This is a genomic window from Streptomyces sp. MB09-02B, from assembly GCF_033794485.1.
GTDB lineage: Bacteria > Actinomycetota > Actinomycetes > Streptomycetales > Streptomycetaceae > Streptomyces.
Window position 1 is genome coordinate 22,349 of record NZ_JARGEE010000036.1, and the last position, 13,154, is coordinate 35,502.

Annotated in this window: 15 protein-coding genes and 3 pseudogenes; 8 read left to right on the forward strand and 10 right to left on the reverse strand. The window is 68.2% G+C overall.

The window, feature by feature from the left end:
- Positions 1-326: 326 nt before the first annotated feature.
- The 4 genes from P1P70_RS08225 to P1P70_RS08240 all read left to right on the forward strand — a co-directional run bounded on the left by P1P70_RS08225 (position 327) and on the right by P1P70_RS08240 (position 2,084).
- The gene (locus P1P70_RS08225) at positions 327-674 is read left to right on the forward strand and encodes a hypothetical protein (protein ID WP_319235835.1); all 348 of its coding nucleotides are present in this window, start codon (positions 327-329) and stop codon (positions 672-674) included.
- A 147-nt stretch (positions 675-821) separates the two neighbouring features.
- A complete protein-coding gene (locus P1P70_RS08230) occupies positions 822-1,418 on the forward strand; it encodes a DUF5994 family protein (protein WP_319235837.1) in 597 nt (198 codons plus the stop codon).
- 10 nt (positions 1,419-1,428) lie between these two features.
- Positions 1,429-1,704, forward strand: coding sequence for a hypothetical protein (locus tag P1P70_RS08235; protein WP_319235839.1), 276 nt, complete (start codon positions 1,429-1,431; stop codon positions 1,702-1,704).
- Between the two features lie 68 nt (positions 1,705-1,772).
- Positions 1,773-2,084, forward strand: a complete 312-nt coding sequence (locus P1P70_RS08240) for an STAS domain-containing protein (protein WP_319235841.1) — start codon at positions 1,773-1,775, stop codon at positions 2,082-2,084.
- A gap of 383 nt (positions 2,085-2,467) precedes the next feature.
- On the opposite strand, the gene P1P70_RS08245 is transcribed toward P1P70_RS08240, so the two are convergent.
- The 3 genes from P1P70_RS08245 to P1P70_RS08255 all read right to left on the reverse strand — a co-directional run bounded on the left by P1P70_RS08245 (position 2,468) and on the right by P1P70_RS08255 (position 5,829).
- Positions 2,468-2,593 carry a hypothetical protein gene (locus tag P1P70_RS08245; protein ID WP_319235842.1) on the reverse strand — a complete coding sequence of 42 codons (126 nt, stop codon included), beginning with the start codon at positions 2,591-2,593 and terminating at the stop codon, positions 2,468-2,470.
- A gap of 284 nt (positions 2,594-2,877) precedes the next feature.
- Positions 2,878-3,993, reverse strand: coding sequence for an alkene reductase (locus P1P70_RS08250; protein WP_319235843.1), 1,116 nt, complete (start codon positions 3,991-3,993; stop codon positions 2,878-2,880).
- A gap of 489 nt (positions 3,994-4,482) precedes the next feature.
- A complete protein-coding gene (locus tag P1P70_RS08255) occupies positions 4,483-5,829 on the reverse strand; it encodes an aldehyde dehydrogenase family protein (RefSeq protein WP_319235845.1) in 1,347 nt (448 codons plus the stop codon).
- 169 nt (positions 5,830-5,998) lie between these two features.
- On the opposite strand from P1P70_RS08255, the gene P1P70_RS08260 reads away from it, so the two are divergent.
- Both P1P70_RS08260 and P1P70_RS08265 read left to right on the forward strand, forming a co-directional pair.
- Entirely contained in the window at positions 5,999-6,352 is a 354-nt protein-coding gene (locus P1P70_RS08260; protein WP_060895109.1) for an ArsR/SmtB family transcription factor, read from the forward strand.
- Positions 6,353-6,834: 482 nt separating this feature from the next.
- Positions 6,835-7,044 (forward strand): annotated as a pseudogene (locus P1P70_RS08265) (transcriptional regulator); the annotation flags it as partial.
- 253 nt (positions 7,045-7,297) lie between these two features.
- Here P1P70_RS08265 and P1P70_RS08270 read toward each other — a convergent pair.
- On the reverse strand, positions 7,298-7,906 hold the full coding sequence (locus P1P70_RS08270) for a TetR/AcrR family transcriptional regulator (protein ID WP_319235846.1): 609 nt from the start codon (positions 7,904-7,906) through the stop codon (positions 7,298-7,300).
- A gap of 88 nt (positions 7,907-7,994) precedes the next feature.
- On the opposite strand from P1P70_RS08270, the gene P1P70_RS08275 reads away from it, so the two are divergent.
- Positions 7,995-8,714, forward strand: coding sequence for an SDR family NAD(P)-dependent oxidoreductase (locus tag P1P70_RS08275; RefSeq protein ID WP_319235848.1), 720 nt, complete (start codon positions 7,995-7,997; stop codon positions 8,712-8,714).
- 49 nt (positions 8,715-8,763) lie between these two features.
- Positions 8,764-9,213: a hypothetical protein gene (locus P1P70_RS08280; protein ID WP_319235849.1), complete on the forward strand. Its 450-nt coding sequence runs from the start codon at positions 8,764-8,766 to the stop codon at positions 9,211-9,213.
- A 216-nt stretch (positions 9,214-9,429) separates the two neighbouring features.
- Here the strand turns inward: P1P70_RS08280 and P1P70_RS08285 are convergent.
- From P1P70_RS08285 to P1P70_RS08310, 6 genes and pseudogenes are all read right to left on the reverse strand, one after another.
- Positions 9,430-9,639: pseudogene (locus P1P70_RS08285) on the reverse strand (MFS transporter); the annotation flags it as partial.
- Between the two features lie 87 nt (positions 9,640-9,726).
- Positions 9,727-10,350, reverse strand: coding sequence for a hypothetical protein (locus P1P70_RS08290; protein WP_319235850.1), 624 nt, complete (start codon positions 10,348-10,350; stop codon positions 9,727-9,729).
- A gap of 94 nt (positions 10,351-10,444) precedes the next feature.
- The gene (locus P1P70_RS08295; protein WP_319235851.1) at positions 10,445-10,834 is read right to left on the reverse strand and encodes a site-specific integrase; all 390 of its coding nucleotides are present in this window, start codon (positions 10,832-10,834) and stop codon (positions 10,445-10,447) included.
- 9 nt (positions 10,835-10,843) lie between these two features.
- Positions 10,844-11,017: a hypothetical protein gene (locus P1P70_RS08300; RefSeq protein ID WP_319235852.1), complete on the reverse strand. Its 174-nt coding sequence runs from the start codon at positions 11,015-11,017 to the stop codon at positions 10,844-10,846.
- A gap of 291 nt (positions 11,018-11,308) precedes the next feature.
- Positions 11,309-11,647, reverse strand: a complete 339-nt coding sequence (locus P1P70_RS08305) for a thioredoxin family protein (RefSeq protein WP_319235853.1) — start codon at positions 11,645-11,647, stop codon at positions 11,309-11,311.
- 496 nt (positions 11,648-12,143) lie between these two features.
- Positions 12,144-12,305: pseudogene (locus P1P70_RS08310) on the reverse strand (helix-turn-helix domain-containing protein); the annotation flags it as partial.
- Between the last annotated feature and the right edge of the window lie 849 nt (positions 12,306-13,154).

The following is a 13,154-nucleotide window of genomic DNA, read 5'->3' on the forward strand; positions in this document are numbered from 1 at the left end:
GACACGGACCGTCGCCGGACGCGGAAAGGCCGCACGGTGCCGGGCCATGCACCTGCGGAACACACGGCGAAGCATTCCGCCATTCCGCCTCGCCCGGCCCCCGCGGCAACCCACCACCGGACAACAGCGAGGCCGGCCATGACCGTTGCACGGAGCATCAGGAACCAGGCGCAGACGATGAAGGGCAGGATCACGCAAGAGCTCGGCCGGGTCACCCGCAACAGGCGACTGCAACGCCGAGGCAGGAACGACCACGTCTCCGGAAGCCTGAAACAGGCCGCGGAGAAGACCAAGGACGCCTTCAGGCGGAACGGAAGTGGCCCCCGATGATGTACGACCAGACACGCGCCCGGCAGCCGGCCGGCCAGACTCCGGGCCCGGCCGGACGCCGCAGCCCGAGCCCGGAGCCGCTGCTCCCGTCGGACGAACAGGACAAGATCGTCCAGCGCCTCCGGCACGCCCTCAACACCTTCGCCGACACCCCGCTCGAGGCGCTGGCAGAAGCCGAGAGCGCCTACGACGAAGCCACCGTCCAGCTCGTGAACGCCCTCGCGGAACGACGCCGTCTCCTGCGCGCCGGCTGGCAGGACCAGAACCCCGACGCACAGTCCGACGAACTTCGGCACGCACTGAGGCAGTACCGAGAGATCGCCCAGAGACTGCTCCACATCTAGGCGGCCACTACGCCGCGTCGCGACCGAGCGCGGAGTAGTGTCGGCAGTACCGAGGGCATTTCGCACACCGGCTTCCACGCCGGGTCGTTCTCGGCGAGAGATGAAACCCGGGCCGCCGCAGAGGCGGCCCGGAGACGGGTCCGCACCATGTCGGCGACCTTGCACCCAACCCTGCCGCACCCCGAGCCCGTCGCAACCCCGGCCACGCGTCTCGCCCTGAAGACCGACGGCGCCTCCCGTGGCCTCCTGGACGGTGCCTGGTGGCCCCGCTCCCGGGATCTGCTGAGTGAACTGCCCGCGCTGACCGACGTGTTGGACCCGTTGTGGGGCCGCATCACGCGCATCGCCGTCAACCCGAAGTACTGGCCGGTCATCCCGCGCCAGGTTCCCGTGGACGGCCACGTCGTCAAGGTCGGCTGGTTCGCCCCGGAAATCGACCCGCACAAGCTGCTGCTGCTCTCCTACGGCACCGGCCGCTGGGACCTGCTGATCATCCCGCCCGAAACCGGAGCGGAGTCGGCGGCCCGGCTGATGGCTGCCGCATCCGACCACGACTGCCCGCCCCTGACCGCGAGCGCGCTCATCGCCGCGGACGAGGCCCGGCACGGCGTCGCCGCGACCGACGAGCAACTGGGCCCGGACGAGGCATGGGAATACGAGGGCGGCGCCTGGACGGTGTCCGCGGCCGTCCCCCACCAGCCCGGTCCGCCCAGTCGGCCCAGTCGCCTGATCGTCGGTATGTGAGGCGGCCGCCATGAACGCCTTCCTGACGGCCGTCGCCTTCATCGTCCTCATCGCAGCGGCGGCATACGTGATCCACCGGCTCAACATCGAGCACGCCGACAGAATCGCCGTGCACCGCTACAGCATCCCCCTGCCCGCCCGCCGCGGATGCGGCACGCCGCTACCCCCGGTGGAACCCGGCCGGTCCCAGTCGCCGACCTCCGGCGAGCGAGGGGACCACCGCGACGGGGGCCGTGGCCGCTTCCCGCCGCGCCGCCGACGCAGCCGTACCACTCACCACAGGTGACCAGCCGGTTTCCGTCACCAGGCCATCGAATCTGCGAGTGGCGGCCGGGGCCCATGAACCGAGGCATCATGACTCTTCCGCAGCTGAACATCTACCGGCATGACCGGGGCACGCGAGCACTGATCACCCTGGCCGGCGAGATCGACCCGGTCACCGCGCCCCAGGTGCGGACCGCCCTGGAGCGGTGCCTGTATGACGGCATCACCACCATCGACGTCGACCTGACCACCGTCGGCCTCTGCGACACCAGCGGCCTGCGCGTCTTCCTCGACGCGTCGCGGCACGCCGCCGAGACCCACACGTCCCTGCGACTGCACTACCCGTCCCCGCAGACCGCACGACTCCTCGCGGACACCGGCTCCGATCGAGCGCTCCTCTGATGAACCAGGCCAGCCAGAACAACGGTGCGGAGATGCCGCTTTGACACGGCGGATAGTCCGGCACCCGGTACCTGCTGTTATCGGTGGTGCGGTGGGGGGCGGAATCGTGGCGATGCCGGGCGCGTGCTCCGGCTCGCCCTGCGGGCATTCTGCGCGGCGGTGGTGGTTCTTCGGCATGACGTACTCCTTGGCCGGGCCGGGCCGGGCCACGCCCCGACACCGCCTCGTACGACTGCCCTGGACACGACGGAACGCAGAACCGAAGTTATGGATGGGGTTTCGTTCTGTCCGTTGTCCACTGTGGGCATGGCTCAGGGCCCTCCGGCGTGAAGGGCCCTGGACCAGTGGTGGCGTCGGTTGGGGAGCCGTTAACGAGCGGCGAATCAGGTGCCAAGCAAGACGGCGAAGCCCAGCCTGGTGGCGTCGCTTTTGTTCCGTAACCAGCCCGTCTCGTCGCCGGACAGGGTGAAATAGTCCACCACCCCGGTCAGACCCAGATCCCGCCCCACCGACAGCCCCTTTCGTCACCCCCGTTCCCAGCGTTCGGGCTGGACGGTATGGGCGCCGGTGTACGGCGGGGACGGATAACGAGAGCGATGTGCTCGACGAGGTCACCGAACGCAGGCTGCTGACCAGGATCTGCGGACCGTCAACGCCCTGACGGACCCTACGGTCCTCGAGCCGGTGATCGCCGGTGTGACCGCGGGCTCAAAGGGGCGGGCACGGTGTCGCCGGTCGGGCGCCTGTCCATGGGTGCGTGGGGCTGCCGCATGGACAGGCGTGACCGCGGGCCTCAAGCCGCTTCGAGGAAGGGGTAGTCGGTGTAGCCCTCGGCGTCCAGCCCGTAGAACAGTTCCGGCCGCGGCTCGTTCTCCGGGTGGCCGCCCTGCCAGCGTTCGACCAGGTCGGGGTTGGCGATCAGGGCCCGGCCCACGGCCACGGCGTCGGCGTGGCCGGCCTCGATCTGCTGAAGCGCCCGCTCGCGGGTGGTCTGCCCGCCGCCGAGGGGGCCGTTGTTGACGATCAGCTTGCCGTCGAAGCGCCGCCGCAGCTCCTGTACCAGGTCGCAGCCCGGCTCGGTGTGCAGTACGGAGAGGTAGGCCAGGCCCAGCGGGCGCAGTTGGTCCAGCAGGGTGCCGTAGGTGGCCAGGACGTCGTCCCGGTCGGTCTCGAAGACGTCCCCGAAGTCGACCTCCGGCGAGATCCGCAGCCCGACCCGCTCGGCACCGACGGCCTGGGCGACCGCCGTGACGACCTCGACGACGAAGCGGGCGCGGTCGTGCGGCGAGCCGCCGTAGCCATCGGTGCGCTGGTTGGCCGCCGGGGAGAGGAACTGGTGGAGCAGGTAGCCGTTGGCGCCGTGGATTTCCACGCCGTCCGCTCCCGCCTCGATGGCCCGGCGGGCCGCGGTGACGAAGTCCTTAAGGGCTGCACGGATCTCTGCGGTGGTCATCGCTTCCGGTACGGGGTATGGCTGCTCGCCCTTCTCGGTGAACGTCTCGCCGGTCCTGGCGATCGCGCTGGGGGCGAGGACGCGGCGGCCGCCGTTGATGTCGGGGTGGGTTTGGCGGCCGGCGTGCATGATCTGCAGGACGATGCGGCCGCCCTCGGCGTGCACCGCCTCGAACACCCGCTGCCAGCCGGCCGCCTGCTCGTCGGTGGCGATGCCCGGCTCACCGACATACCCCTGCGACGCGTGGTCGGGGTAGGTGCCCTCGGCGATGATCAGCCCGACGCTCGCCCGCTGCCGGTAGTACTCGACCATCAGGTCCCCGGGGATGCCGAAGGAACCGGACCGGACCCGGGTCATCGGTGCCATGACGATGCGGTTGGCGAGCTCGATCTTCCCGAGAGAAACAGGGGAGAAAAGCGGAGTAACGGACGAAACGTCTGAAGTATTGACAGGCATGGGTTTTCTTTCCGCAATAGGGGGGAAACGGGATGAAGGTCTGCGACGCAGGGGGTCCACGCTGTCCCGGCGGAGGCGCGGATGCGGTCCTCGGGCAGGCGCGGGCCCGCTGACGGTGACGCGGTTCCAGGAACGCGATCGGGGTGTTGGCGGCGAACGCGGTGAGAGCCGCATACCGTCGGCGTCGGCGCCGGTCAGCGCAACTGCCGGCCGGAGTACGGGCGTTCGCTTCTTGCGCTCGATCAGCGGTCAGCCAGGTGACGAAGTCATGGGTGCCGCCGCCGGAGTCGGTATGGATCGGTGTCCGCAGGCCGCGCCGCGATCGACTTCCTCGACGCGCCCCCGCGAAGAGGACCGATCCACGGCTTCACCTGGAACGCGCTTGCAGCGGTGGCGGGAACAGCGATCGCAGCGATCCTCATTCTCGGCCTGAGGCACTTCCACCGGCCGATCGCCCAACCGGACAGCCTGCTGCACGAAAGCGCGAGGCTAGCTGAGCGGTACGTCCGCGACACCCTTGAGGTGACTGAACGTCTCGAGGGAGTACCGGCCGTGGTATCGGCCCATGCCGCTTTCGCCGACTCCGCCGAAGGGCAGGCCGGTCATGAGCAGTTGCATCGCCGGCTGGCCCCAGGCGACGCCGCCGGAGGACGTCTCGTTCAGGAGGCGAGACTTGGTGGCCTCGGACTCGGTGAAGGCGTAGAGCGCGAGTGGCTTGTCGCGTTCGTTGATGAAGGTGATGGCGGCGTCGAGGTCTTCGACTTCGACGACGGCGAGGATCGGACCGAAGATCTCCTCCTGCATGACCGGCGATGCGGGGTCGACATCGGTGAGCACGGTCGGTGCGATGAACAGGTCGTCGCGGTCGTGCTGGCCTCCCACCGCCGCCCGGCCGGAGTCCAGCAGACGGGTGAGCCGGTCGAAGTGCCGCTCGTTGATGATCCGGCCGTAGTCGGCCGCGGTCTGCGGGCTGGTGCCGAACTGGGCGTCGACCGCCGCACGTAGGGCGGGGACCAGTGCGGCAGCGGTGGCAGGATCGGCCAGAACATAGTCGGGGGCTATGCACTGCTGCCCCGCGTTGCCGAACTTGCCGCCGACCAGCCGCTTCGCGGTCTCGTCCAGGTCAGCGTCGGGCGCCACGAAGACCGGCGACTTGCCGCCGAGTTCGAGCGTGACGGGGGTGAGGTGCTTGGCGGCTGCGGCCATGACGATCCGGCCGACCGCGCCGTTGCCCGTGTAGAAGATGTGGTCGAAACGCTGCGCCAGGAGGGCCGTGGTCTCCTCGGCGCCCCCCTCGATGACGGTGAGCACGTCGGCGTCGAAGTACTGTCGCAGGAGGCGTGAAGCGACCGCCGATGTGTGCACCGAGATCTCGCTCGGCTTGGCCACCACGGTGTTTCCGGCGGCCAGGGCGCCGATGATGGGGTCGATGAGAAGGTGCAGCGGGAAATTCCAGGGAGCGATCACCAGGACGACCCCGAGCGGGTCGTATGTGGTGTAAGCCGTTGTGGTGGGACCGAAGTGGGCGGGAACCTCCACCGGGCGGGGCTGAAGCCAGTTCTCGAGATTCGCCAGCGTCTCGTCGATGTCACCAACGGTGAAGTCGATCTCCTGCGCCTTCGCCTCGGCGGGGTTCTTCCTCAGGTCCGCCCAGAGCGCTTCGATCAGTTCCTGCTCGTTTTCGACCAGCAGTGCACGCAGCCGCTGCAGCTGGTTGACGCGCCAGTCCAGTGGGCGGGTGACGCCGGTGTTGAACGTCGCACGAAGGCGGCCGACCGCCTCCGCGGCCGTTTCCGTCTGGTGGGTTCTCGACTCGGTCGCCTGTGTTGTGGTCATGGGGTGTGCTCCGCTCTTGATGCACGCCGCGCCGTCAAAGGCGTTGGGGGCATGCCGTGGTACCGGTGATGGGCAACCCGGTGGATGACGGATGAAGGGTCAATCCGTGCCTTCACCGTACCCTATGTACGCGCCAACGCGAACATAGGGCAGAGGTTATTCTTTCCTCATGGCCAGTCGCACCTCGTCACCCCTCGTCCACCCCGACACGGACGACCTCGACCTCTTCAAGATCATGAGCGCGCTGACCGACGAGACCCGGCTCACCATCGTCGTCACCCTCTCCGTCTCCCCCGGTCTGGCCTGCAGCGGCTTCACGCAGGACGTCACCGCGTCCGTACTCACCCGCCACTTCCGCGTCCTGCGCGAGGCCGGTCTCATCCGGCAGCACGATGTCGGCACCCGCCGTTTCAACACTCTGCGCAAGGAAGATCTGGACCAGCGGTTCCCCGGACTGCTCGACCTCGTCCTCAAGGAGAGCGTCGGCCGCGTGGAGCCCTACGTGAATGCCGAGTGCGCCTGACCCTCCGGGGCGCCCCTCCGTGGCCGCGACGAACCGGACCCACCGCAGCCAGGTGTCCGGCTTGCGGCCGGCTTCGATCCCGTCGAACGACACCCAGGGCGCCGCGTCGAACAGGCCACGGCCGAGCCGGGCGAGGCCGGCCACTCGACGCGCGTGCGCCGAGCGGCAGTAACCCGCGCCCCGGCAAGGCGATTCGCCACCGGCCCCGACGTCCCCGCTTACACGGACTGGTCACTGACCGCCTGTGCACAAGGGTGCGCGAAGAACTCTGCGCCTGGGGCAAGCTCCGCGACGGCGCCGGTGAGGCGACGGCCGGGACTCTCCGCGCCTACGCCACCGGGAAACTCGCGTACTGCAAGATCCCGCGCCACGTTCTGGTCGTCGACGAGTTCCCGATGACCGTCACCGGCAGGTGCTTCTCCTGGCGCCTTGAGGCGACCGGTACTGAGCAACGCACGCACTGCACCCGGCCGATGGTGTGCCACGGCATCCAGCGCCTGCACCACCCGCTCGTAGGCGAACTCGATCTCCGCCTCGAGTCATTCCACAGGGCCAACGACACCGAACAGACGCCGGCGACGTACTACGCCGAACCCGGTTCCCCGTCGGCGGAGGCACTACGACTGCCGGCCGGCTGGGGCGCCGACGCGACAAGGGCGGGAGCCGGGATGCCGCCGGCACGCACGGCTTGATGAACAGTTGATCATCGGTAGTTGGCTGCGCGCCGCGCCCAGCGCCCCTTCGCACGCCAGACGCCTCCGGGGGCGGTGTCGGATTCAGGACGGCGCGGGCGTGCTGCGGGTGGGCAGTGGAAGAACGGTGCCGCCGCTGCGCAGGGCGTCGTTTTCGAGGGCCAGCTGGCGGATGGCCTCCTCGTACAGGTTCCGGCGGGTTGACTTCTCCCCGTCTGCCGCGTCGACATCAGGTCCCGGACCAAACAGCTGACTACGGCGTTGGCCAGCTGGCCAACGCGAGGTTCGCGACTTGCAGCAACTCAGGGCGGGAACTACCACTCGCGGCCTGGACGGCAATGCCATTGGCGACTGTTCTCAGGTAGAGCGCAAGAAGATGAGGATCTGCGGAAGGTGGAAGGTCACCGGCGTCCGCCGCCTGTTGAAACCGGCGCGTCAAGTGGGCTATCCCATCCTCGCGCCATGCGACGAGTGCGTCTCGGACTGGGCGGCTCTCATCCCCGGTAGCCAACGCACCCTGCACACCAAGACAGCCCGTGGGCAATCCCGGCATGGTTGCCGCCTCGACCGCCCCGTGGAGCACGGCAGTAGCCACTGCTGCACTTGTGGGCTCTGCCATGGCTCGGGCGAAGTAGGCGGTCAAGCCCTCGGTGTAGCGCTCCAGCGCCTTGTGGAAGAGGTCTTCTTTGCTGCCGAAGGCCCTGTACAGGCTGGGGCGGCTGATACCCATCGCCTCGGTGAGATCGTCAAGGCTGGCACCCTCGAAACCCTTTGACCAGAACACCAGGACTGCACGATCGAGTGCCTCGTCGATGTCGAACGCGCGTGGCCTGCCAGGAGGGACCGGTGTCGTCGAGGTCATTTCTTCATCCTACTCCTTCGGTACCGATCGGTACGGATGTGCTAACGTGTTTCGTACCAATCGGTACGCTATACAGAGAGGTGACATCGTGTCACAGACGGCACTCATCACTGGCGGAACCTCAGGCATCGGCTTGAGCCTCGCGCAATCCTTCGTGGAGATCGGGGCGTCTGTCGTCGTTTGCGGACGTTCGCAGACTGCGCTTGACCGATTCGCGCAGGCCCACCCGCAGGCGCTGGCCGTGCGGGCCGATGTGACGGACGCAGCCGATCGGGCCGCGCTGCTGCAAGCAATCGCTGATCGCTTCGGACGTCTGGACGTGCTGGTCAACAACGCCGGCACGTTCGAGGAACGAGACTATGCCGCCGGCAAGAACCCCAATGCGACCCTCGATGACGAGGTGGCATTGAACCTCACCGCCCCCATCCACTTGACGGGTGAAGTGCTCGAGCGATGGCCAGAGCCCGACGCGATCGTCTTCATCACCTCGGGGTTCGCTCTGGTCTCGCCCACTCGCGCGCCTACCCACGGCGCGGTGAAGGCCGGCCTGCACGGCTTCGCGGACGGCCTGCGCCGCCAACTCGCCCCGCAGGGCACCCATGTCCTGGAGGTCCTCCCACCGTCCACGGACACACCCATGAACGCCGAAGCCACCGGGAAGAAACTGACTCCCAAGCAGGTGACGGCGGTCACGATGAAGGCTCTTCGGCGGAGGCGGAACATGGCATTCCCCGGTCAGACGAAAGTCATGCCCGCCATGCTGCGCATCGCGCCGGGCTTCCTGCGACGCTCCGTCGCCGAGCTCTGAACCCCATGAAACACAACGACCGGCCCGTTCCGGATTGAAAGGGTTCTCCATGTCCAAATTCCCCCTCCACCTGGTTCCTTCCCGCAGAGCGCTGACGACCGGGCGCTTCATCGTCGCGGCCACCCACTTGTTCACCCCGCGGCTGGCCGCGCGGTTTTTCCAGCTCACGGTTAGCGGTACCCCCGCGATCCCTTATGCGCGGATGTTCGCGATCCGCAACGCTGCTCTCGGGCTTGGACTGCAACGGATGGACAGTTTCACCCGGCCCCAGCAGCAGCAGTTTCTTGCGGTGAACATCGTCATGGACTCGGTCGATGCCGCCGCTTTCCTGGCTGCGGGCCTGCGGCGCGACGTCAGCCGTACCTCGACCATGCTGTCCGCCGCCGTGGCTCTTTCTGCGGTGGTAGCCGGTACCACGGCCCTCATCGAGCACAAGCAAGCGACCGCCCAAGAAACGGAGCCAACAGCGACGGCGCCATCGAACAGCGACTGGAAGTGACCGCACCGGCGTGGCGCCGCAGCTGATCCACCGCACCGCCTCCATTGGCTGGAGGCCGCCGAGGACGGGTTGGCGGTCTCTGTCGAGTTCAGCATCGGGCGGATGAGGTTCTGGCGAAGACGTGGACGACGGTGCCCGGTGCCGTCGACGGTGAGGGCGGCCGGCTTCCCCAACGGGGCAGGCCAGGTCACAGGCTGCTCGCATTGGTGGCGATCGCGGGAGAACGGCGGGAGCGAGGATGCCGCCGGTGAGGGCGAGGACGGGGTAGCCGGAGGCGGAGACGACGAGGCTGGAGCTGAAGCCCCCGGTGGCGCCGGCGATGGCGATGGAGGCGTCGGCCATGACCCGGTTCTTGGCGCGGGTGGCCAGCGGCACGGCATCGGTGATCATCGCGGTTCCGGAGACGAGGCCCAGGTTCCAGCCCAGCCGCGGCAGGCGCCGCGGCCGCGGTGATTCCGGCCGCGAGCGAAGTCCTCGTCCAGGCAGGCCGCGATGGACACATTCGTCATCCCGTCAGGTCCCCGATCGGTCAGCGTTGCCGTCGCTCTTGCCGGTGCACCACCGTCCGAGGGGATGGCAGTGCGGCCCCGGGCGGCGACGATCACCCGGCGGGAGCGGACCACGCCCTGGCGTGCACGCTGAGCCTTGCCCTCCCATGGGTCCCGGTTCAGGAGGGGGCTGCGAGGTGCGCCGGAATCGGGCTTGGAGGGGGATGACGGTGGCGCCGGTGCGCAGGGCCTCGTTTTCGAGGGCGAGTTTACGGATGGCTTCCTCGTAGAGGGTGAGGGTGCGGCGCAACTCGGTGTTCTCCTTTCGCAACCGGGCCAGATTCGCCTCCCGCCGCTCGTCGGCCCCGGAGGACTCAGCTTGGACCATGGGTGGGGCGGTCGCAGGGATGTGGGGCCGGAAGTGGGTGTCGATCAGGTCGGCGTAGTGGCGGTGGAAGGTGGCGTGGGGGATGCCGAGGTGCCGCTCGATGGCGGTGAGGGTCGGGCGATGTCCTCTGGTGGCTGCTTCTTCGAGGACGGTGTCGATGGCGGCCTTGACGGTGTCGAGGTAATGGGCGAAGGACGTCTGCGCCGTGTTGGTCAGCCGCGCGGACGGCAGGTGCCCGCCGCTGCGTTCCGCGCCGCCCACCTGCCCCGGAATGCCCGCCTCGGCATCTCGTTCGCGTCGAAGCCGCTCAGCCCCACGTTGCGCCACAGCCGGTACGACCTCGGCGGCAACCACTTCACCTCGCGCCGTGGCCCCGTGTGCGAGCCTCGGCCGGCACCTGCCGCCCTGTGCTCCCGTCAGCCCCGCGGCGCCAAGGCGACCACGCCACAGCAGCGCGCTGGCGAACGGGATTGGCTCGTACCAGGTCCTGCTCGATCGCCCACAGGTAGAACTGGTTGACCGTGGAGACTTCCCGGTCCCAGTTGGTGTCTTCCACGCGGGGCCCGAAGTCGTCGCGACGACGCCACCACTCGTACGCCGCCCGATCGTCCGTGGTCGCGTCGCGCCAGTCGCACCGACCTCGCCCGAACCACAGGAAGTCGAAGTATGTACGCAGGTCCCTGGCATGCGCGGCCTGAGTGTTCCACGGTGAAGATGCCAGCCACACCGAGAAGTAGCGGTTCAAGGCGACGTCTTAATCGCCCGCCGGACTGATCAGGAACGGCTGACCTTCGGGCACGCCCAGGTCATCCAGCCGCTGATCCAGATCGCCGAACAGCGCATTGAACTCCCGTATGAATGGGCTCACTTCCCTCGGCCACGCGAGGTCTCGCCGGGTGAAGTGCACCCGCCACCCTGTGATCGACATGACGCTGGACGATAGCCGCGGACAGCTCAACAGCGCATAACCGAAGTGGGATGGGTTCCGGGCGCTGGTCTCCGTCGATGCGGGCCGGGCGGTGCTGCGCTCCAGGCGCGGCATCGAGATGGGGCCGGCGTTTCCGGAGGTCGTGGCCGGGGCCGTGCAGCTGCCGGACGCCACCGCGCTGGACGGAGTTATGTGACCTGTGGGGGTGTCTCAGCCCCAAGGGGTCTCAGGCGGCGCAGCTCCCATAGACGAGACGTGACGGGCGTCACGGCCACGTGCCGCAGCGGCCGCTCAGAGGTGGCCGTCAAGGAACTTCCGTACCTCGGCGATGGTCATAGGCCCCGTGCCGTGCGCCACCGCCTCTCCCTCCTTCAGCAGGACGTAGGACGGGGCTCCGGTGATCCCGTATCGCTCGGTTGCGGCCGGACAACGCGTGATGTCGGCGCGGACGGCCGTCAGGCGGCCCGTGTAGTCGTCGGCGATGCCACCCACGACGAGGTCCATCACCCGGCAGGGCTCGATTGCCTTGGGCCATGTCCCGGTGAAGTATGCGAGGACCGGAACTCCGCTCATCCCGAGGATGAAATTGAACTCCGCGTCCTCACGGGGTCGGTGAACCCGCTTCGCCATGGAAGCTCCTGACCTCATGTCCGTTATTCCATCCCCATCATCCCTCGCGCGGTGTGCCAGGGCGGCCCGGTCGGTCGTCCAGCTGACCTGTCGGAAGGGAGGCACGGGGCCGTCGCAGAACGTCCCCGGCGCGAGCGGCCCGGCCCCCCGCCCCTGGTGACCGGCCTGGCCGCCCCGCTGCAGCCCGCCGCGCGCCCGTGGGCCAGCTCGTGCCAGGACAGCGCTTTCCACGACGACATGAAAGCCGTTTTCCAGAGCATGGCGGCCCAGATCACCGACCAAATGCTCGATGAGCGCCTCGACGAGCGGGCCGGTGCGCATCCTCCACCGGATCCAGTCGAGCCGTATCCGCCACCGCGCTTGTCAGAGACAGTGCCCACGACGGCCTCCCCGAGGCGTTGTCTGTCTTCACATCAACCCCTGGTTCAGCTGGCTAATACCGCTCTTCCCCGGCCGCATGAGCCAGCTGATGGCACCGAGAACGCGGAAGTACTCGTCAGCTGACCCGAAGACCGACCGCCAGCGTCAGTTCAAGGACCCGGTGTGACGATGCGAGATCCGGAAACAGCTCCCGCAGCTGCGACATCCGGTATCGGACGGTCTGGGGATGGACGAGCAACGCCGCCGCCACCTCGTCCCACCTGCCCTGGTGCAGCACCACCACAATCCGGAGATGGCCGCCGCCAGCTAGGCCCGCCTGATCAGGGCCACCGGGCCACCGCCACGGACCTATGAGGCGCAGTGCACAGAGGTCAGGGGCTGCCCGACTGGGTAACGCCCTGCACGACTTGGCCGACAATGTCGAAGACGGTCTGGCCGAACGCGGTAGGGGCGATCAGCACGCCGAAGACCAACACGATCACGACCATGTCCTACATAGAGCCGAAAGAGCGGCGAGGGGCTGTGGGAGTTCCCTGGGACTTTTCTGGGACTTCCGGCTGCATCAACAGGTACGAGCGTGAAACAGTCGAAAGGTCATTCACGCAGGTCAGCGACTCGCGACCGCCCGTCGCGGCAGGTCACGGCCCTGGCTGGTCTCTTCCGGGACATCTGACGCCCTTCAGGAAAAGCGCTGCCACACCCCTCCTGACCTGCAAGAACGCGAGGCGAGAGGGGGTGTGGTGGCGCCTCTGGGACTTTTGGCCGGGAGTGAGGGATTGCGGTCGCCACGTACTCCACGTGGGGTGCGTTTCTCCTTGAGTGAGGTCGGTGAGAGTACCGTGCGCGCTGCCGCTCAGCCCCAACGCCCATCGAGGTTGGCGGCATGTCATGGCCGGGCTGCCGAAGGACTTCCGCCTACGGCTTGCGCCAGCGGGTCGCACCCTGCCGGCGCAGTCGAGCGCGATACAGAAGGACACGATGGCCCGCGTCGGCCAGTCCTCGGAGAAGGCCCCGATGATCTACCAGCACGCCGGCAGGACATCGCCGGAGGCATCGACGCCAGGGTGGCGCTGTTCGTGACAAGGGGCGGTGAGGGACCTGCGAGGGGGCCTGACGATAGGTGGGT

Excerpts from the sequence above, each read along its gene's own strand:
- P1P70_RS08280 (WP_319235849.1), top strand. The coding sequence starts at position 8,764 with ATGTCCAAATTCCCCCTCCACCTGGTTCCTTCCCGCAGAGCGCTGACG.
- P1P70_RS08240 (WP_319235841.1), top strand. The coding sequence starts at position 1,773 with ATGACTCTTCCGCAGCTGAACATCTACCGGCATGACCGGGGCACGCGA.
- P1P70_RS08250 (WP_319235843.1), bottom strand. The coding sequence starts at position 3,993 with ATGCCTGTCAATACTTCAGACGTTTCGTCCGTTACTCCGCTTTTCTCC.
- P1P70_RS08260 (WP_060895109.1), top strand. The coding sequence starts at position 5,999 with ATGGCCAGTCGCACCTCGTCACCCCTCGTCCACCCCGACACGGACGAC.
- P1P70_RS08225 (WP_319235835.1), top strand. The coding sequence starts at position 327 with ATGATGTACGACCAGACACGCGCCCGGCAGCCGGCCGGCCAGACTCCG.
- P1P70_RS08255 (WP_319235845.1), bottom strand. The coding sequence starts at position 5,829 with ATGACCACAACACAGGCGACCGAGTCGAGAACCCACCAGACGGAAACG.
- P1P70_RS08305 (WP_319235853.1), bottom strand. The coding sequence starts at position 11,647 with ATGGCGAAGCGGGTTCACCGACCCCGTGAGGACGCGGAGTTCAATTTC.
- P1P70_RS08235 (WP_319235839.1), top strand. The coding sequence starts at position 1,429 with ATGAACGCCTTCCTGACGGCCGTCGCCTTCATCGTCCTCATCGCAGCG.
- P1P70_RS08300 (WP_319235852.1), bottom strand. The coding sequence starts at position 11,017 with ATGTCGATCACAGGGTGGCGGGTGCACTTCACCCGGCGAGACCTCGCG.
- P1P70_RS08230 (WP_319235837.1), top strand. The coding sequence starts at position 822 with ATGTCGGCGACCTTGCACCCAACCCTGCCGCACCCCGAGCCCGTCGCA.
- P1P70_RS08270 (WP_319235846.1), bottom strand. The coding sequence starts at position 7,906 with ATGACCTCGACGACACCGGTCCCTCCTGGCAGGCCACGCGCGTTCGAC.